This window comes from Ruegeria sp. HKCCA5929 (genome assembly GCF_013034525.1).
Classification (GTDB): Bacteria; Pseudomonadota; Alphaproteobacteria; order Rhodobacterales; family Rhodobacteraceae; genus Ruegeria.
Window position 1 is genome coordinate 21,778 of sequence record NZ_WQGE01000010.1, and the last position, 17,636, is coordinate 39,413.

19 protein-coding genes are annotated in these 17,636 nt (G+C 56.7%); 12 read left to right on the forward strand and 7 right to left on the reverse strand.

All coding sequences use genetic code 11. The features are described from left to right. The first annotated feature begins 80 nt into the window (after positions 1-80). On the forward strand, positions 81-974 hold the full coding sequence (locus GOV90_RS18895; protein ID WP_171172880.1) for a LysR substrate-binding domain-containing protein: 894 nt from the start codon (positions 81-83) through the stop codon (positions 972-974). Positions 975-1,155: 181 nt separating this feature from the next. On the opposite strand, the gene GOV90_RS18900 is transcribed toward GOV90_RS18895, so the two are convergent. Continuing rightward, positions 1,156-2,358, reverse strand: coding sequence for a zinc ABC transporter substrate-binding protein (locus GOV90_RS18900; RefSeq protein WP_171096283.1), 1,203 nt, complete (start codon positions 2,356-2,358; stop codon positions 1,156-1,158). 57 nt (positions 2,359-2,415) lie between these two features. On the opposite strand from GOV90_RS18900, the gene GOV90_RS18905 reads away from it, so the two are divergent. From GOV90_RS18905 to GOV90_RS18915, 3 genes are read left to right on the forward strand one after another with little or no spacing between them, the layout of a single operon-like run. Further along, the gene (locus GOV90_RS18905; RefSeq protein WP_171096281.1) at positions 2,416-2,928 is read left to right on the forward strand and encodes a transcriptional repressor; all 513 of its coding nucleotides are present in this window, start codon (positions 2,416-2,418) and stop codon (positions 2,926-2,928) included. Positions 2,929-2,930: 2 nt separating this feature from the next. Further along, positions 2,931-3,677 carry a metal ABC transporter ATP-binding protein gene (locus GOV90_RS18910; RefSeq protein ID WP_171096279.1) on the forward strand — a complete coding sequence of 249 codons (747 nt, stop codon included), beginning with the start codon at positions 2,931-2,933 and terminating at the stop codon, positions 3,675-3,677. After that, complete coding sequence (locus GOV90_RS18915; protein WP_171096276.1) at positions 3,677-4,474, forward strand: iron chelate uptake ABC transporter family permease subunit; 798 nt, start codon at positions 3,677-3,679, stop codon at positions 4,472-4,474. Before GOV90_RS18910 ends, GOV90_RS18915 begins: the two co-directional genes overlap by 1 nt. 12 nt (positions 4,475-4,486) lie before the next feature. On the opposite strand, the gene GOV90_RS18920 is transcribed toward GOV90_RS18915, so the two are convergent. Both GOV90_RS18920 and GOV90_RS18925 read right to left on the reverse strand, forming a co-directional pair. Next, the gene (locus tag GOV90_RS18920; RefSeq protein ID WP_171172881.1) at positions 4,487-6,001 is read right to left on the reverse strand and encodes a malonyl-CoA synthase; all 1,515 of its coding nucleotides are present in this window, start codon (positions 5,999-6,001) and stop codon (positions 4,487-4,489) included. Positions 6,002-6,082: 81 nt separating this feature from the next. Next, positions 6,083-6,679: a LysE family translocator gene (locus GOV90_RS18925; RefSeq protein ID WP_171096272.1), complete on the reverse strand. Its 597-nt coding sequence runs from the start codon at positions 6,677-6,679 to the stop codon at positions 6,083-6,085. Between the two features lie 73 nt (positions 6,680-6,752). On the opposite strand from GOV90_RS18925, the gene GOV90_RS18930 reads away from it, so the two are divergent. Together GOV90_RS18930 and GOV90_RS18935 are read left to right on the forward strand one after the other, a co-directional pair. Next, the gene (locus tag GOV90_RS18930; RefSeq protein ID WP_171096270.1) at positions 6,753-7,205 is read left to right on the forward strand and encodes an Lrp/AsnC family transcriptional regulator; all 453 of its coding nucleotides are present in this window, start codon (positions 6,753-6,755) and stop codon (positions 7,203-7,205) included. 119 nt (positions 7,206-7,324) lie between these two features. Further along, positions 7,325-7,903, forward strand: coding sequence for a PA14 domain-containing protein (locus tag GOV90_RS18935; protein WP_171096268.1), 579 nt, complete (start codon positions 7,325-7,327; stop codon positions 7,901-7,903). Positions 7,904-7,948: 45 nt separating this feature from the next. Here GOV90_RS18935 and GOV90_RS18940 read toward each other — a convergent pair whose 3' ends face one another. Next, positions 7,949-8,911 carry an L-malyl-CoA/beta-methylmalyl-CoA lyase gene (locus GOV90_RS18940; protein WP_171096266.1) on the reverse strand — a complete coding sequence of 321 codons (963 nt, stop codon included), beginning with the start codon at positions 8,909-8,911 and terminating at the stop codon, positions 7,949-7,951. A gap of 295 nt (positions 8,912-9,206) precedes the next feature. Between GOV90_RS18940 and dgcN the strand changes: the two genes are divergently transcribed. From dgcN to GOV90_RS18955, 3 genes are all read left to right on the forward strand, one after another. Beyond that, complete coding sequence (dgcN, locus tag GOV90_RS18945) at positions 9,207-10,208, forward strand: N-acetyltransferase DgcN (RefSeq protein ID WP_171096264.1); 1,002 nt, start codon at positions 9,207-9,209, stop codon at positions 10,206-10,208. Positions 10,209-10,282: 74 nt separating this feature from the next. After that, positions 10,283-11,248, forward strand: a complete 966-nt coding sequence (gene dgcA / locus GOV90_RS18950; protein ID WP_171096263.1) for an N-acetyl-D-Glu racemase DgcA — start codon at positions 10,283-10,285, stop codon at positions 11,246-11,248. Between the two features lie 10 nt (positions 11,249-11,258). Then, the gene (locus GOV90_RS18955) at positions 11,259-12,119 is read left to right on the forward strand and encodes a D-amino-acid transaminase (RefSeq protein WP_171096260.1); all 861 of its coding nucleotides are present in this window, start codon (positions 11,259-11,261) and stop codon (positions 12,117-12,119) included. A gap of 39 nt (positions 12,120-12,158) precedes the next feature. On the opposite strand, the gene GOV90_RS18960 is transcribed toward GOV90_RS18955, so the two are convergent. The 3 genes from GOV90_RS18960 to GOV90_RS18970 all read right to left on the reverse strand — a co-directional run bounded on the left by GOV90_RS18960 (position 12,159) and on the right by GOV90_RS18970 (position 13,618). Beyond that, positions 12,159-12,473, reverse strand: a complete 315-nt coding sequence (locus tag GOV90_RS18960) for a DUF1244 domain-containing protein (RefSeq protein WP_170469595.1) — start codon at positions 12,471-12,473, stop codon at positions 12,159-12,161. An 80-nt stretch (positions 12,474-12,553) separates the two neighbouring features. After that, positions 12,554-12,793 (reverse strand): DUF6868 family protein, encoded by a 240-nt coding sequence (locus GOV90_RS18965; protein ID WP_171096259.1) that lies wholly within the window; start codon positions 12,791-12,793, stop codon positions 12,554-12,556. Positions 12,794-12,880: 87 nt separating this feature from the next. Continuing rightward, positions 12,881-13,618 (reverse strand): N-formylglutamate amidohydrolase, encoded by a 738-nt coding sequence (locus GOV90_RS18970; RefSeq protein ID WP_171096257.1) that lies wholly within the window; start codon positions 13,616-13,618, stop codon positions 12,881-12,883. Positions 13,619-13,759: 141 nt separating this feature from the next. Between GOV90_RS18970 and pyk the strand changes: the two genes are divergently transcribed. The 3 genes from pyk (at position 13,760) to GOV90_RS18985 (ending at position 17,459) form a co-directional block, all read left to right on the forward strand. Then, positions 13,760-15,205: a pyruvate kinase gene (pyk, locus tag GOV90_RS18975; RefSeq protein WP_171096255.1), complete on the forward strand. Its 1,446-nt coding sequence runs from the start codon at positions 13,760-13,762 to the stop codon at positions 15,203-15,205. 252 nt (positions 15,206-15,457) lie between these two features. Beyond that, positions 15,458-15,895, forward strand: coding sequence for a universal stress protein (locus GOV90_RS18980; RefSeq protein ID WP_171096253.1), 438 nt, complete (start codon positions 15,458-15,460; stop codon positions 15,893-15,895). Between the two features lie 13 nt (positions 15,896-15,908). After that, positions 15,909-17,459, forward strand: coding sequence for a sodium:alanine symporter family protein (locus GOV90_RS18985; protein ID WP_171096251.1), 1,551 nt, complete (start codon positions 15,909-15,911; stop codon positions 17,457-17,459). The last annotated feature ends 177 nt before the right edge of the window (positions 17,460-17,636 follow it).

Below are 17,636 nucleotides of genomic sequence, written 5' to 3' on the forward strand. Positions count from 1 at the left end.
GTCCCCAGCATCATTTCGCGGTTGAAAATTTGAGGAAAGACGGAAACGATGAATGGAATACATTCACCTGAGGAATGATTGTGACGCGGCCGATCCCTCTTCACCAGATCAATGCATTTGATGCATCAGCGCGACATCTGAGTTTTTCGCGGGCCGCGCGGGAACTGAACGTCCAGCAGCCAGCGATCAGCCGTCAGATCGCCGCCCTTGAAGCAGAGCTGGGTACGCAGCTATTCCTTCGAAGTAAGCCGAAACTGACTTTAACCGAGGACGGAGCCCTTCTGGCCAAAGCCGTAGGCGCAGGTTTCGAGGCGATCCGAGACGGGTTTGAAGCGTTGCAAAGCCGTCACGCGGTTGACACCTTGAAGGTCAGTGCGAGTATCGGCTTCACTAGCCACTATCTGCTGCCAAGGCTGGCCGAGTTTCAGGCCACCTTTCCGGATGTCAAACTTCAGGTCATGACGCGAGATCAGAACGACGATTTCGATCCAAACGCCTGCGATGTCGTTATTCTGTTCGGGGAAGGGGGGCTGGCGCAAACTGTAAGTGGTTTGATTTTCAAGGAAAGCATGATCGCTGTGTGCCATCCTGATCTGTTGGACAACCGTGCGCCCTTCAATTTGCAATCGCTGTCGGAACAGAAACTACTGCACCTCAACAGCGCGGATCATCGTGGCGACTGGAATCGTTTCTTCGCCGGAACTGGGCTTGTTATTTCGCAACCGCCACCTCATGACACGTATGTCAGTTACATGGTTTACCTGCGCGCGATTTTGAACGGGCTCGGCTTTGGAATCGGCTGGTACCCGTTGATGCGTGAATACCTTACAAATGGATCGCTGGTACGCGCCTGCGATCATGAGCGCGAGACGTCACGAGGGTACTTTTGTTCGGTTACCCCATCGGGCGCTGGCAAGGCTGGCGCCGCACAGTTTTTGGACTGGATTGTACAATCGGATCGCAACACAAGCTGACTTTTGCGTGGTTTGTGTTGCCGCAAATGCCGAAAGCGATTAATTGCGCGCCTTTTTGAACCGGGTGTTGACGTGATTGTTTGAGCGCCCGGGGTAACGCTGTCACCCAACTGAAATACTCGCAAAAAGCGTTACCCCGGGCTGCAAGCAGCCCGACCTTGGCCGGGCTGAAACGACAGATTCAGAGGCACTCGGCCAGGGATTTCGCCAGACTACGAATGACATTTGGATAAAGATCGACACCCGGTTCCAGATTGGATCCCAGCGGATCAATCACGCTGGTTTTTGCCTCGACGCCACCCATGACGCTTTCAACGATGCCCGGATTGAACTGAGGTTCCGTCAATACGCAGTCGATACCTTCATCGCGGATACGCCCTTGAACTTCCGCAATGCGCGCTGGGCTGGGGTCGGACGCATCACCGATCGAAATTGCGCCCGAGGCGGGGAAGTCGAAGGCGTCCTCAAAATACTGGTAGGCGTCGTGGAACACGATGAAGCTGCCGCCCCGCACAGGGTCCAAGGTTTCGGCCACTTCAGCAGACAGCGCAGCCATTTCTTCGCGCGCAGCTGCGGCGTTGGCAAAATAGGTGCCAGCATTTTCAGGGTCCGCCGCAGACAGCTGCGCCGCGATCACATTCAGCCAGGTTTCTGCATTTGCCGGTGACAGCCAGGCATGGGGGTCATGGTCGCCATGGGCGTGCCCTTCGTGGCCATGGTCGTCGTGATCATCATGGTCATCCTTGGCGTGATCGTCATGATCGTGCTCGTCATGATCCTCATGATCTTGCCCATCTTCTTCGGCATGACCTTCGTGGCCATGATCGTCGTGATCATCATGCCCGTCGTGGTCCGCATGTTCTTCGTGATCATGGTCGTCATCTTTGGCATGATCGTCATGATCGTGCCCATCTTCTTTGGCATGATCATCATGGTCGTGATCATCGCCGTGGTCGTGATCGTCGTGATCCTTGTCTTCGGCGTGGTCGTCATGGTCATCTTCGTCCCCGTGATCATGCGCCTCGAACAGTGCGTTTTCGCGGAAATCAAGAAGAACAGTACCGTCAGCCTCCAGCATGGATGTGACGGTTGCACCGTCGGCCAGCGTATCGATCGCATTCTCCATCCATGGCGTCAGGTCTTCGCCCATCCAGAACACAAGATCGGCCTCTTGAAGCGCAGCGGCTTCAGACGGGCGAAGGTTGTATTCATGCGGCGATGCGCCCGGCGCAACGATCAGGTCCGGGGTTCCGACGCCGTCCATTACACGGGCGACCAGCGAATGGACCGGTGCAATATCAACCGCAACATTTGGTGCGTCCGCAAGGGCCGTTCCACCCATCAATGCAGCTGTGATCGACAATGGAAGAAGCTTTCTGGACATCAGACCCTCTGTGTGATTTTATAACGTTGCGAGTGGCAATACATGATATGAAATAACATGACAAGTGATGCACGCCCTGTACCGGCCAAAGACACGGCTCCGGTAGGGTTTCAAGAACATGACCATCAGACATGCGTCGAGACGGCCCTGGCCTCGGCTGAAGCCCGCTGTGCGGCTGAAGGGCTGCGCCTGACGCCAGTGCGCCGCAAGGTTCTTGAAATGCTGCTGCAAGAGCATCGCGCGATTGGCGCTTACGGAATTCTGGACCGGCTTCGCGCCGAAGGATTTGGCTCACAACCGCCCGTTGCCTATCGCGCATTGGATTTTCTGGTGCAGAACGGATTTGTCCACAAGATCGAGCGGTTGAATGCGTTTGTGGCGTGCTCGCATCCGGGGCAGTCGCATTCCCCGGCGTTCATGATCTGTAGAAAGTGTGATGCCGTTGCCGAAGCGCAATCAGCCCCCGCCAAAGGTGTTCTGGGCGCTGCCGCACGCGCGGCGGGTTTCGAGATTGAACGTACGGTTGTAGAAGCCGAGGGTCTCTGCCCCGACTGCACCGAAAAGGCATAAAGATGGCCTTGATCACCGTTGAAAACCTCAGCGTGCGCTATGGGGCGCATACCGTGCTGAGTCGTGTGGACATGGCCGTCGAACCGGGTGAAATCGTCACCATCGTCGGTCCCAATGGTTCGGGAAAAACCAGCTTGCTGCGGGCCATTATCGGTGCGACGCGTCCGTCTTCTGGGCAAGTGTCCCTGAAGCCAGGTCTGAAGATTGGGTATGTACCTCAGAAACTGCATGTCGACCCGACGCTGCCTATTTCAGTTGAACGGTTTATGCGCCTGACCGATCGTGTGTCGCGCAAGCAGTGTGTTGCAGCGCTGGAAACTGCCGGTGTGCCGGACCTGTTGCGCCGCCAGATGTCGCAATTGTCCGGTGGACAATTCCAAAGGGTTCTGTTGGCGCGGGCGTTGATCAACCGGCCTGATATTCTGTTGCTGGACGAGGCGACCCAGGGGCTGGATCAACGTGGGTCAGCCAGCTTCTATCAACAGATTGAGGCGGTGCGCCGTGAAACCGGATGTGCCATCCTGATGATCAGCCACGAATTGCACGTGGTCATGAGCGCCTCGGACAGGGTGATTTGCCTCAATGGACATGTCTGTTGCGAAGGCTCTCCGGCGGTTGTGGCATCGGCACCGGAATACCGGGCCCTGTTTGGCACGGGCACCGGTGGTGCGCTGGCGTTGTACCGGCACGAGCATGACCACAATCACGATCATGATCATGACCACCCACCCAAAGAAGCGGCAGAATAATGCTTGATGATTTCATGACTCGCGCGACGCTCGCCGGTGTCGGCGTGGCCTTTGCAGCGGCGCCTTTGGGGTGCTTTGTCGTGTGGCGGCGGATGGCGTATTTCGGGGATGCGACTGCACATGCTGCGATTCTGGGCGTGGCGTTGTCGCTGACCTTTCAGATGTCGATCTTCACCGGCGCACTGGCCGTTGCGTTGATCATGGCGCTGACCGTGACCCTGTTGGCCGGTCGCGGCTATGCGATGGATACCCTATTGGGCGTTCTGGCGCATTCTGCCTTGGCGTTTGGTTTGGTGGCTGTGTCGTTCTTGTCCGGCGTGCGCATCGATTTGATGGCGTATCTGTTCGGGGACATTCTTGCAGTCTCCCGTTCTGACCTCATCGTGATCTGGGGCGGCGCGGCGTTGGTTGTCGCGCTGATCACGTGGCGCTGGTCGCAGCTGCTGACGGCCACTCTGAACGAAGAACTGGCCTATGCCAGCGGCTTTGATCCTAAGCGAGAGCAGTTGATCCTGACACTGTCCCTGGCTGTCACCGTGGCAGTGGCGATCAAAGTTGTGGGCGTTCTGCTGATTGCGGCCATGCTAATCATTCCGGCCGCAGCGGCCCGCAACTTGGCGCGTTCACCCGAGTCCATGGCCCTGATTGCCGCCGGGATCGGCGCGTTTTCAGCCGTTGCTGGGCTAAGAGCGGCTTATGTTTTTGACACCCCTGCGGGACCATCGATTGTCTGTGTGGCGGCAGTTTTGTTTGCCTGCCTCAGCATTCTTGGATGGAAATCCCAAGGCAGGGTATAAAGACGCTCAACCTTAGGTGTTTGAGAACATGTCCTTGTACTGATCGCGTAAGATGTTTTTCTGAACTTTGCCCATGGTATTGCGGGGAAGTTCATCCATCACGATCAATTTGCGCGGATGTTTGAACCGCGCCAGGCTTTCACACACTGAGGTTTGTATCTGGTCCAAATCGGGGCTTTCTCCGGGCTCGGCCACGATCACACCCAGGACGGTTTCGCCGAAATCGGGGTGCGGGACACCAATCACCGCGCTTTCCAAAACGCCGGGCTGGTCATCCAGAACCAACTCGATCTCTTTGGGGTAAATGTTATACCCGCCCGAGATGATCAGGTCTTTGTTGCGCCCGACGATATGGACATATCCGTCCTCATCTATGCGCCCCAGATCGCCGGTGATGAAGAACCCATTCGCGCGCAGTTCCGCAGCGGTCTTCTCGGGCATCTGCCAATAGCCTTTGAAGACATTGGGGCCACGTACCTCTAGGACACCGATTTCTCCTTGCGGGAGGGTGTTGCCGTCAGCGTCACAAACCTTCAGCTCGACATCGGGCAACGGGAAGCCGACTGTCCCGGCGCGGCGCTCTCCGTCATAGGGGTTTGACGTGTTCATATTTGTTTCGGTCATGCCGTAGCGTTCCAGGATACGGTGGCCGGTGCGTTCTTCGAACTGCACATGAGTGTCGGCCAGCAAAGGGGCCGAGCCGGACACGAACAACCGCATATGGACCGTCAATTCTTTGGTGAAACGCGCGTCGCCCAGAAGGCGGGTGTAGAAGGTTGGAACGCCCATCATTGACGTGGCGCGCGGCATCCAGTCGATGATCTGGTCCAGATCGAATTTGGGCAGCCAGATCATGCTGCCGCCTACCGCCAACATCACGTTGGTCGCCACAAACAGCCCATGGGTGTGAAAGATCGGCAAGGCGTGCAGCAACACATCGTCTGAGGTGAAGCGCCATTCCTCGACCAATGTCTGCGCGTTGGACAACAAGTTGTTCTGGGATAACATCGCGCCTTTGGATCGGCCGGTGGTGCCAGAGGTATAGAGGAACGCGGCCAAATCCTCTCCGTCCCGGTCAACGGTCTCGAAATGCACGGGCATATCTTTTGCGTGATCCATCAAAGAGCCCGAGCCATCGGCGTTCAGGGTTTCAACCTGCGCATCAAGCCGGGCCGCTACCGGTTTTAGCTTTTCGAGAGCGGAGTGATCACAAACGACAAGAGACGCGCCGCTGTTTTCTATGAAATACGTGAGTTCATCGACGGTATAGGCGGTGTTGAGCGGCAGGAACACAAGGCCAGCCTGTGCGCAGGCGGCAAAAAGCGCCAACGCCTCGGGCGATTTTTCGATCTGCGCGGCCACGCGATCCCCGGGTTTCAGACCCAGCTTTGCCGATACATGCGCGATCTGAGCTGCGGCATTCAAAAACGCCTGATAGCTGAGGGTTTTACCATCAGGCAAATACAAAAAAGTTGTGTCTTTTCCTGCGTGGATACCGAACAAACCATCGTAGAGTAGGTTGGCCATCAGGGGTACCTTTCTTGCATGCCGCGTCGCGTTTCAGTTGCCATGCGGCATAGCTTAAGAACCACTGCTTGTCATCATCACTCAGTGTGGCCAAAGCACAGGGTAGAGCGAGGCGATAAGCAGCGCGGCCATCGCCCAGTTGAAGGTCACCAGCCTGCGCGGATTTGTCAGCACGCGCGCCATCTGCTGCCCAAGGACCGTCCAGGTGCTGACCGAGGGCAGATTGACCGCCCCAAAAACAAGGGCCACCAGCAGGATCGCGTGCAGCGTCTGATTGGGGGCATATGCCGTCGTGGCCGTCAGGGCCATGGCCCAGGCCTTGGGATTCACCCATTGAAAGGCGGCCGCTTGCAGGAATGTCATGGGGACACCCGACGCCTCGGATCCTTGGGCTGGTGCGGCATGTGCAATCTTCCAAGCCAGATACAGCAGATAAACGACGGAAACGATTTTCAACGCTGTGTGGCTGATCGGGTACCTGTCGAACACCTGTACCAACCCTGCACCAACCAGCAGCACCATGACCGTGAACCCCAGGCCAATGCCCAACATATGCGGGATCGAGCGTCGAAAACCAAAATTCGCGCCTGATGCCATCAGCATCAGGTTGTTTGGCCCCGGGGTGATCGAGGTCACGAAGGCGAAGACGATCAGGGCCATTAGGATGTCATAGGTCATGGCGCGCAGTATTGCCCGGGTCTGAAAGAATGAAATTGCTTTTTCGTGCGTTTTTTCGGTATGTCCGCAACTTATGATGAAGAATGATCAAAAAAACCGCCAGATATTGCGTGAATTAACACGTGATGGGCGGATCAGTAACCTGGAATTGGCCGAACGGGTCGGTCTGTCGCCCTCGGCCTGTCTGCGCCGCGTGCAAGAGCTTGAAAAGGCTGGGGTTATCACTGGCTATCGCGCGGTTCTGGACCCAGCCGCCATGGGGGTGGGCTTTGTTGCCTTTATCGGTGTTGGCTTGGGTGAGCACACAAAAGCCGCGCAAGAGGGGTTTGAACGCGCCCTGCAACAAGCCCCCGAGGTTGTCGAATGCCACAACATCACTGGCACCATCGAATACTTACTTCGGGTCGAATGCGCCGACCTACCGTCCTACAAGACTTTTCATACCGAGGTGTTGGGAACACTGCCCCATGTTACGTCGATCACGTCGTATGTGGTTATGGGATCGCCCAAGGACTTGCGCGCGTAACGTCTGAAATTGTGAAGCTTCACTCTCTTGCAGGGTAAAAATTCAGGGCCTAGTGTCACTGTAATGACGTTGCCAGGGGATAAGCCTAGCCAAAACGGCACGCAAACAGGGAGATAACGATGAAACTTGTTCAAACATTGGCAGCCGCAATTGCCGTGTCGGTGGTTGCCGGGGCTGCTTGGTCTGCACCGCTGAAACTGCAGCCTGCCAGTCCGCAACCCAGCCCGAAGGCAGGGTTGAACGTAAAGTACTTTGGTACGGGCAACCAGCACAAGAAGATCCGGGATTTGAGTCAGGCGAAAAGCCTATTGTCTAAAGCAAAGCCCGGACAACCGCTGCGGGGGTTAGATTACAGGGACACAAGCAAGGGCGAAGACGTTATGACGTTCGACCAAGCTTACAATGTTGCCGCCGAGGTGACGGGCTATATGCGGTTCAACTCGCCGGGGGTTTACGAGTTGGAAACGTGGTCCAACGACGGGATCGAGGCCTATGTAGGAGGCCAACAGATTGGCCGTGTATCCGGCATTCAAGGCTGTGAAGCCAATCAGCGCACCGAAGTAGAAGTGCCCAAAGCGGGTTGGTATCCGTTGAAGATCGTTTACTTCCAGAAATTGGGAACCTCTTGCTTGATGATGAAGTCAGGAAAAAAGGGTGAACGCTTTACGTGGACACCCAATGAAGTATTTGGTCGTTGAAGTATCGGCAAAAAAAGGGCGCTCGATTAAGCGCCCTTTTTTTACTTAGCTGCCTGCCGCAATCAGTTCGGCCTGTGCCACAATGACTTCAGCTTGCTTGATTGAGGCGATGTCGACCAAACGCCCTTTATAAACAGTCGCGCCTTCGCCATTTGCCTTGGCCTGTTCCATGGCGGCAAGAATTTCGCGCGCTTCGGACACGGCTTCGTCCGATGGGGTAAAGACCTGATTGGCCAGTGCGATTTGCTTGGGATGGATCGCCCATTTACCGACCATGCCCAAAGTCGCTGAACGTTTGGCCTGCGCGATATAGCCTTCGTCGTCGCTGAAATCACCGAACGGCCCATCCACCGGCAACACGCCATGGGTTCGGCAAGCGGCAACGATTGCGGCTTGCGCCCAGTGCCACGGGTCGGACCAGTGTTTTTCGCCATCGCGCAGCATATAGTAGTTTTCCTGCGTGCCGCCGATGCCGGTGGTCTGCATTCCCATCGAGGCTGCGAAATCCGCTGCCCCAAGGCTCATGGCCTGAAGGCGGGGGGATGAGGCCGCGATTTCTTCGACATGCGCGATGCCGGCAGAAGATTCGATGATGACCTCAAAGCTGATTGGTTTTGTGCGGCCCTTGGCGCGTTCGATGGCAGTGACCAGCGCGTCCACCGCATAGACATCCGCCGCGCATCCGACTTTGGGGATCATGATCTGGTCCAAACGGTCGCCTGCCTGCTCAAGAACGTCGACAACATCGCGGTACCAGTAGGGCGTGTCCAACCCGTTGATCCGGACGGACATGTATTTGTTGTCCCAATCAACGGTATTCAGCGCTTCAATGACATTGGCGCGCGCATCATCCTTGTCCGAAGGCGCAACCGAATCCTCGAGGTCAAGGTTGATCACATCCGCAGCCGAAGCGGCCATTTTGGGGAACAGCTTGGTGTTCGACCCGGGGCCAAAAAGCTGACAACGATTTGGGCGTGCCGGTGCGGCAGGTTGGATGCGAAAACTCATCTGGACCTCGTGTGAGTAATGAAATTGCGATTTTCCTGCTCAATGAGGTATTAAATTGCGCAAGGCGGCGCAAGAGCGATTGTGCATCTGCGGCAATGCGGTTGCAGAAAACAGCAATGGAGCAAGTCGAAGAAGGTGATTAAAGTTTAGTCACTTTGAAAACTTCGAAGATTTTTGCGCTTCTTGGCAAATCTGCGCATGATAATCGCGCGCCGACCATTCTGGGCGGACAAAAACGCGAAACGCTCGTTTTGCCGCTTCTCTAGCTTAGGCCGGAATCAAAGGAGTGACCGCAATGATCGAGACACCGTACCTGCTGTTTTTGGGCGATGCGCCCGACCAATTGGCGGCCAAAGTAGCTGTGGGCATCAAAGATTGGCGCCCCGAAAACGCCGTCGGCCAATACCGCATGGAAGGGTGCAAGGCTGACCTGGGTCTGACGGATATGACCCTGACCGAGGCAAAGGCAGCCGGTGCAAAGACTTTGGTTATTGGCGTGGCCAATCGTGGCGGTGTCATCAGCCAGGACTGGAAAAAGGTTCTGGTCATGGCGCTGGAGGAAGGATTCGACCTGGCTTCGGGCCTGCACAACCTTCTGCGCGACGAACCCGATCTGGTGGCCGTCGCCGAAGCAACCGGTCAAAAGTTGCACGACGTGCGTGTGCCTGAGGTGGATTACCCAATTGCCAACGGAATCAAGCGCAAAGGCAAGCGTTGCCTGGCTGTGGGCACCGATTGCTCGGTTGGCAAGATGTACACTGCGATGGCGATGGACGCGGAAATGCGCAAGCGTGGTATGAAGTCAACGTTCCGGGCGACCGGTCAGACCGGCATCCTGATCACCGGCGATGGTGTGCCGCTTGACGCAGTCATTGCGGATTTCATGGCCGGTTCAATCGAATGGCTGACGCCCGACAATGATGAGGACCACTGGGACCTGATCGAAGGGCAGGGTTCGCTGTTCCACGTGTCTTATTCCGGCGTGACGATGGCACTGATCCATGGGGGTCAGCCGGACGCGCTGATCCTGAGCCACGAACCCACCCGTGAACATATGCGTGGTCTGCCGACTTATCAGCAGCCATCGTTGGAAGCCCTGCGTGACACCGCGCTGGCGCTGGCCAAAGTTGCGAATCCGGATTGTCAGGTTGTCGGCGTTTCGGTGAACACGCAGCATATGTCTGAAGAGGATGCGACGGCTTATCTGGACAAAATCGAAGCCGACATGGGTCTGCCTGCAACCGACCCGTTCCGCTTTGGATCCGGCAAGTTGGTGGACGCACTGGCGGCTATGTGATCTGAGACACGTGCCGGTGGCGGGTCCTTCCGCCTCCGGCGGGAGTATTTGGAAAAAGATGAAGGAGCGGTTGCGTGCAGATAGAGGTCTCTCGCGATGTGTTTCGGCTGGCGCAGGTTTTTACCATCTCGCGCGGGTCGCGAACCGAAGCAAAAGTGCTGACGGTTCGGGTTTCGGATGGGACGCATCAGGGCTGGGGCGAGTGCGTTCCTTACGCGCGCTATGATGAAACGCTCGAGTCGGTTGAGGCCGAGATTGCCGCTCTGCCTGTGGACTTTAGCCGACAGTCGCTGATGGACCTGCTGCCTGCGGGTGCTGCCCGGAACGCCGTGGATTGCGCGTTGTGGGATCTGGAATGCAAACGCGCTGGCAAACGTGCTTGGGATCTTGCTGGCCTGCCGGTACCAGGTCCCGAGATCACGGCCTACACATTGTCGCTGGACGCACCGGAGGCGATGCAGGCTCAGGCGGCTGAGAATGCACATCGTCCTCTGTTGAAGATCAAACTGGGTACGCCTGATGATATGCCCCGGCTTGAAGCCGTGCGGGCTGGTGCGCCTGAATCCAAAATTATCGTCGACGCGAACGAAGGCTGGTCGGCTGCGGTTTACGCCGACCTCGCCCCGCATCTGGTACGGTTGGGCGTGGCACTGGTTGAGCAACCTTTGCCTGCGGGGGACGACGATGCGTTGATTGGGATGGATCGTCCTGTGCCGGTTTGCGCGGACGAATCCTGCCATGACCGCGCCAGCCTGCCCAAGCTGAAAGGCAAATATGATGTCATCAATATCAAGCTCGACAAAACCGGCGGTCTGACCGAGGCGCTGGAGCTGCGCAAGGCCGCAGTTGCCGAAGGCTATCACATCATGGTGGGTTGCATGGTTGGCAGTTCACTTGCCATGGCCCCTGCGACACTTCTGGCGCAGGGTGCGATGGTGACAGACCTTGACGGGCCGCTTTTGTTGGCCGAAGACCGCGACACCCCGCTGATTTTTGACGACGCCGGAGTGCACCCGCCGGTGTCCGCGCTCTGGGGCTGAGGAGACAAACATGACCCGAACCGTATACGTAAATGGCGAATACCTGCCCGAGACCGAAGCCAAGGTATCCATCTTTGACCGTGGCTTCCTGTTTGCAGACGCGGTTTACGAAGTCACCAGCGTTTTGGATGGCAAGCTGATCGACTTCGAAGGTCATGCGGTTCGCCTGAAACGATCGCTGGACGAGTTGGAGATGGCCGAACCCTGCACCAAGGACGAGTTGCTTGAGATTCACCGCAAGCTGGTTGAGCTGAACGAAATCGAAGAAGGTCTGGTTTACCTGCAGGTTTCACGCGGCAGCGATGGCGACCGGGATTTTGTTTTCCCATCCGCAGATACCAAACCCAGCCTTGTTCTGTTTACGCAGAACAAGCCCGGGCTGGCTGATAGTCCGGCTGCACAGAAAGGCGCCAAAATCATCTCGATTGAAGATATCCGCTGGGGCCGCCGCGATATCAAAACCGTTCAGCTGCTCTATCCGTCGATGGGCAAGATGATGGCCAAAAAAGCAGGCTGCGACGATGCCTGGATGGTCGAAGACGGTTATGTGACCGAAGGCACCAGCAACAACGCTTATTTCGTCAAAAACGGCAAAATCGTCACCCGCCCGCTGTCCAACGATATTTTGCACGGAATCACGCGTAAGGCTGTATTGCGCATGGCAGCCGAAGCGCAGATGGAAATCGAAGAGCGTTTGTTTACAATCGACGAGGCCAAAGAAGCGGATGAAGCCTTCACAACCTCGGCCAGTGCTTTTGTCATGCCGGTGGTCGAGATCGACGGGGTTGCGCTGGGCGACGGCACACCGGGGCCGATTGCCAAACGGCTGCGCGATATTTATCTGGACGAAAGCCGCAAGGCAGCGATCTAAAGAAAAGGCCCGCCGATTTGGCGGGCTTTTTATTTGGGCTCAGCCCTTTTTCGTTACATTTTCTTCGAAAGCAACTTTGAAGGCTGCCTGTTTCTCGGGGCTGGCGTCGGTCTGATAGTTGGCTTTCCATTCATCCATGGTCATGCCGTAAAACACCTCGCGGGCCTCGTCCTTGCCCATCTCGATGCCTTTTTCATTGGCGGCTTCCTGATACCAGCGCGACAGGCAATTGCGGCAGAATCCGGCCAGATTCATCATGTCGATGTTCTGAACGTCGGTGCGGTCTTCCATCAGGTGTTTTTGCAGCCGACGAAACGCGGCGGCCTGAAGTTCGATTTCGGTTTGCTTGTCCATAAGGCTGCTCCGGGTGGCTTTGTGTGCTGTGCTTGACCTAACAACCCCGCAGCCTTGTTACAATAAGCCGGCTGGCCCACCTACATCAGTTTCAAAGCCAGCCAGGGCACAATGCAAAAGACAAGGGTTAGAATCTTGTAATTGGCAAGATACCTGAAATACGCACGTTTCACGTCTGGCTGCTCCATTTGGAACAGCTTGCCATGAATGCCCGCAATCCAATCCTGCAACAGCAGGACCATGACAGTGGTGAACAGAAGAACCGCGATATTGAGGGCGGCCATCCAGCCGAAAAACGTTATCAGAAACTCATGTGTCACGACGATCCCCTTTCCCCTACTATATGGGGATCAAGCGGTGCGCTCACAACAGCGTGAAGTACGGATCGCAAAAAGCGACCTGCGTCTTCAAAGGTCGCTGGAATCCAGTGCGTCTTGCAAGACAACTGCCAAACGTTCGGCCCATTCCCTTTGCCCAGCGTGATCCGCAATCAGGTCATTTCGCAACTCGATCAAAGCGTTAGGACGGCCAAAAGCGGTGCAGTGCTTGTCAATCGCGTCACCCGGCAACACGCCAGTGTAAGGTTCGTTGACGCCAACACACAGATCATCTTCGGCTTGAAGACGTTCGATCAGGGGGCGTGAAAAACGTTCGTCCGGAGTGTGCAAGACGCCGATGTGCCAGGGGCGAGGATCACGTCCGCGCAGTTGGCGGGTGAAGGAGTGCATTGAAACGACCACCGCGTGGGGCAGGGCGGCCATCTGCGCCAGCGCCTCGTGATAGGGGCGATAGCACATGTTCAACCGCCGGACGCGCTCGGCGGTGTCCGCGTGGCGATTGCCGGGGATGATCGAACCGTCATAGAGCTTCATCAACAGGGTCGGGTCGTCCTCTCCACGGTTGGGGTCGATTACAAGACGCGAGAAATTGGCGGCAATCACTGGTGCATCCAAAATCTCACCCAGATGTTTGGAGACTTCGTATGCCCCGACATCATAAGCAATGTGGCGTTCCATATCTTCACGCGGCAAGCCAAGGTCGCCTCCGTTCACTTCTGGCGGCACGGTGTTGGTTGCGTGATCACATGTAATCAACCAGCGCGACGGGCGATCCGCGCCGTGAACAAAAAATGGGGTGTACGTCATGAGCCTGTCATCTAGTTTGTCGCAGGTGTAGGGCAGTTGCTTTGAAAAGGGAATTGCGCAATAAGCACTCAGCCGATGTTTGCGGTAACATTTTGCTGTACCCTAATCAGCAAGTAAGACGACGTAAGGAGATCAAGACCAATGCGACGCCTGAGAAATGTAAAAATCGTGGCGACGCTGGGACCGGCGTCGAGTGACTATGACACCATTCGTGCTTTGCATGAGGCAGGGGCCGATGTGTTTCGACTGAACATGAGCCACGGCAGCCATGATGAGATCCGCGAACGGCACAAGATTATTCGGCAGGTCGAAAAGGATCTGGACAGCCCGATTGCCATTCTGGCTGACCTTCAGGGGCCAAAGCTGCGCGTTGGCGTCTTTGCCAATGAGGCGGAAGAGTTGGAGGAAGGCGCGGCCTTCCGCCTTGATCTTGATCCCGCCGCCGGAGACATAAACAGGGTATGCCTGCCGCACCCCGAGATTTTTGCGGCGCTTGAGCCGGGTGCGCGCCTGTTGGTGAATGACGGCAAGATCCGCCTGACGGTTCAGGACTGCGGTCAGGACTTCGCCAACTGCACGGTCGAAGTTGGCGGCACCATCTCAAACCGAAAGGGCGTGAATGTCCCGGATGTTGTGCTGCCGCTGGCGGCGTTGTCGGCCAAGGACCGGGACGATCTGGAGTTTGTCTGTCAGCTGGGTGTCGACTGGCTGGCGCTGAGCTTCGTACAGCGTGCCAAGGATGTGTTCGAGGCCCGGTCTTTGGCTGACGGTCGTGCTGCGATCCTTTCAAAGATTGAAAAGCCCGCTGCGGTTGAGGCGTTTGACGATATTCTCGATGCGTCAGATGGGATCATGGTGGCGCGGGGTGATCTGGGCGTGGAACTGCCGGTCTCTGCTGTGCCGCCAATCCAGAAACGTCTGGTCCGTAGGTGCCGTGGCGCTGCCAAACCGGTCATTGTGGCGACCCAGATGTTGGAAAGCATGATCGAAAGCCCGATGCCCACCCGCGCCGAGGTATCGGATGTGGCGACGGCGATCTATGAAGGGACGGACGCCATCATGCTTAGCGCGGAATCGGCCGCTGGAGCCTATCCGGTTGAGGCTGTGCAGACCATGAACAAGGTCGCCATCGAGGTTGAGGCCGACCCGACTTATACCCAGATCATCTCCGCCTCGCGCACTGCCAAGGGTACCACTGTTGCCGACGGCATCGTAGCGGCAGCCCGTGAGATTGCAGAAAAGACCGACATCAAGGCCATCTGCTGTTTCACCCAAAGCGGCACAACGGCCTCTTTGACGGCACGCGAACGTCCAGGAGTGCCGATCATTGCCATGACCTCGCAACGCGGCACGGCGCGCCGGTTGTGTCTGAGCTGGGGCTGTAACTGCGTGATGACGCCTGAACTGCAACGATTCAAGGGTGCAGTGGTCAACGCGGCCCGTGCTGCACGTGCTGGGGGATTTGCGTCCGAGGCGGATCAGATTGTCGTCACGGCGGGCGTACCTTTCAATGTTCCGGGTACCACCAACATCCTGCGCGTGGCCCCCTGCGACGAACGCCTGATCTACAGCACCGATCCTGAATAGGCTTTTCCCCGGATAGTCCCGGAATCTAATTAGCGGCCGCTGGCAAAGCGGCCGTTTCCTTTTTTTGTACGCGAAAAACTTGATTTATAAGCGAAATTTGACCCGTACGGGCGAATTTGGCACAATGGGCTTCATTCGTGGGTAGAATTTCCAGATAAATGACCTAAGGGCAGTCTTAGCCAAAGTTCCAAGTTCCGGCTGCCCTGCCGGGGGCACGGGCCCCGGACTGAACAACAATAATGGAGGAACAAGATGACAACAAAGATTGTCATAGGACTCGACGGGACAGAGACCGGCGAACGCGCGATTGCCTTTGCCAAAGATCTGGCAAAGCTGATCGGAACATGCGAATTGCTGGTCGCCTATGTGATAGAATGGTCCCCTTACACATTTCAAACACCGGAAGAAAACGCCCTGCGCCACAAACGGCGCGAGGAAGAGGTCGCATTGGCGTCGTCACGTATCGTGACACCTGCCGTTGACGCCCTCAAGGCAGCTGGTTTCGAAGCGCATGGCGTCGTTCGACATGGCGATGTGGCGGAAACTCTGAATGCCATCACGGTCGAAAACGGCGGCTCCCAAATCGTTGTGGGTCGGGCTTCGGCGGATGGTATCAAGAAACGCATCTTCGGCAGCTCGACACAGAACCTTGTGATGCATGCCGACGTCCCGGTCACAGTTGTAAATTGAGGTGGGCAGGAAAATGAAAACGCTACAACACCTGTATCTTGCGGCGATTGCCGCCTTCATGGCCACTGCCGCTTCGGCGCAAGAGGCTCCGGGTCTGGATGACAAGATCAATCAGGCCTTTGCTGACGCAACCGGACCCTTTGTCAGCTTTATCTTCGCACCGTTTCCGGGAACCGGATTTCCGTGGATCGTGGGTTGGTTGGTTGTCGCGGCCACGGTTTTCACGCTGTATTTCGCTTTCGTGCAGTTCCGCTTCTTCGGGCACTCGATCAGCCTTGTCAAAGGCGACTATTCCGATCCAAACGACGCCGGTGAGGTCAGCCACTTTCAGGCTCTGGCCACGGCGCTGTCTGGTACTGTTGGTCTTGGTAATATTGCCGGTGTGGCGGTTGCCATCGGGATCGGTGGGCCGGGGGCCACGTTCTGGATGATCGTCGCGGGCCTGTTGGGCATGGCGTCGAAATTCACCGAATGTACGCTGGGCGTGAAATATCGCAACGAATACGAGGACGGCACCGTATCGGGCGGCCCGATGTATTATATGTCCAAGGGCTTTGCCGAGCTTGGATTGCCTGGCGGTAAGATCCTCGCGGTTCTTTTCTCGATCTTCTGTATCCTTGGTGCGCTGGGCGGCGGCAACATGTTCCAGGCCAATCAGGCGCACCAGCAGATCGCAGGAATCGTCGGGGATTACCCCGGTTGGATCACGGGTCTGGTCTTTGCGGCCATTGTCTTTGCGGTGATCGTAGGTGGCCTAAAGTCCATCGCGCGTGTGACTGAAAAGGTCGTACCGTTCATGGGCGTGATGTATGTGCTGGCAGCGCTGGTCATCATCATTATGCACGCTGATCAGATCGGCTGGGCCTTTGGCCAGATCTTGGCGGGTGCCTTCACGGGTCTCGGTGTTGCGGGCGGCATGGTCGGTGCGCTGATCCAGGGCTTCCGCCGAGCGGCGTTTTCGAACGAAGCGGGTGTGGGCTCGGCCGCCATTGCACACTCGGCTGTTCGGACCAAGGAACCGATCACCGAAGGCTTTGTATCGTTGCTTGAACCGTTCATCGACACCGTTGTGATTTGTACCATGACGGCGCTGGTGATCATTATCACACAGCAGCTGATCGTCGATCCGGCGACGGGCAACTACATGCTGAACGAGGCGGGTAACGCTATTGCCACCGTTGATGGCAACTCCGGCGTCAGCCTGACCTCCGCCGCCTTCGGTAGCGCGTTCAGCTGGTTCCCCTTCATCTTGGCGATTGCCGTGGTTCTGTTTGCCTTCTCAACGATGATTAGCTGGTCCTACTACGGCCTGAAAGCCTGGACTTACCTGTTCGGCGAAGGTCACACCAAAGAGCTGGTGTTCAAGATCATCTTCTGCATCTTCGTTGTCATCGGTGCGGCGGCCAATCTGGGCCCGGTCATCGACTTCTCGGATGCGGCGATCTTTGCGATGGCTGTGGTGAACGTCTTTGCGCTCTACTTCCTGATGAAAGTGGTGCGTCAGGAACTGGCATCTTATGCAGAACGGCTGAAAAGCGGTGAAATCCGCAAGTTCGGCCATTAACACAAACCACCGGGGCGGCAACCGTCGCCCCGGTGTCAGACCAACCGCGCACAAAGCGCAGATTCTGGTCGAATCCCCCTTGCCAGTATGACGGAACTTGCGTAAATGGCGCTTCTGATCGCGTGACCGGCCGAGATGGCATGCCGAGTCGCGTTTTGAACCGAACCCGAAAAAGGA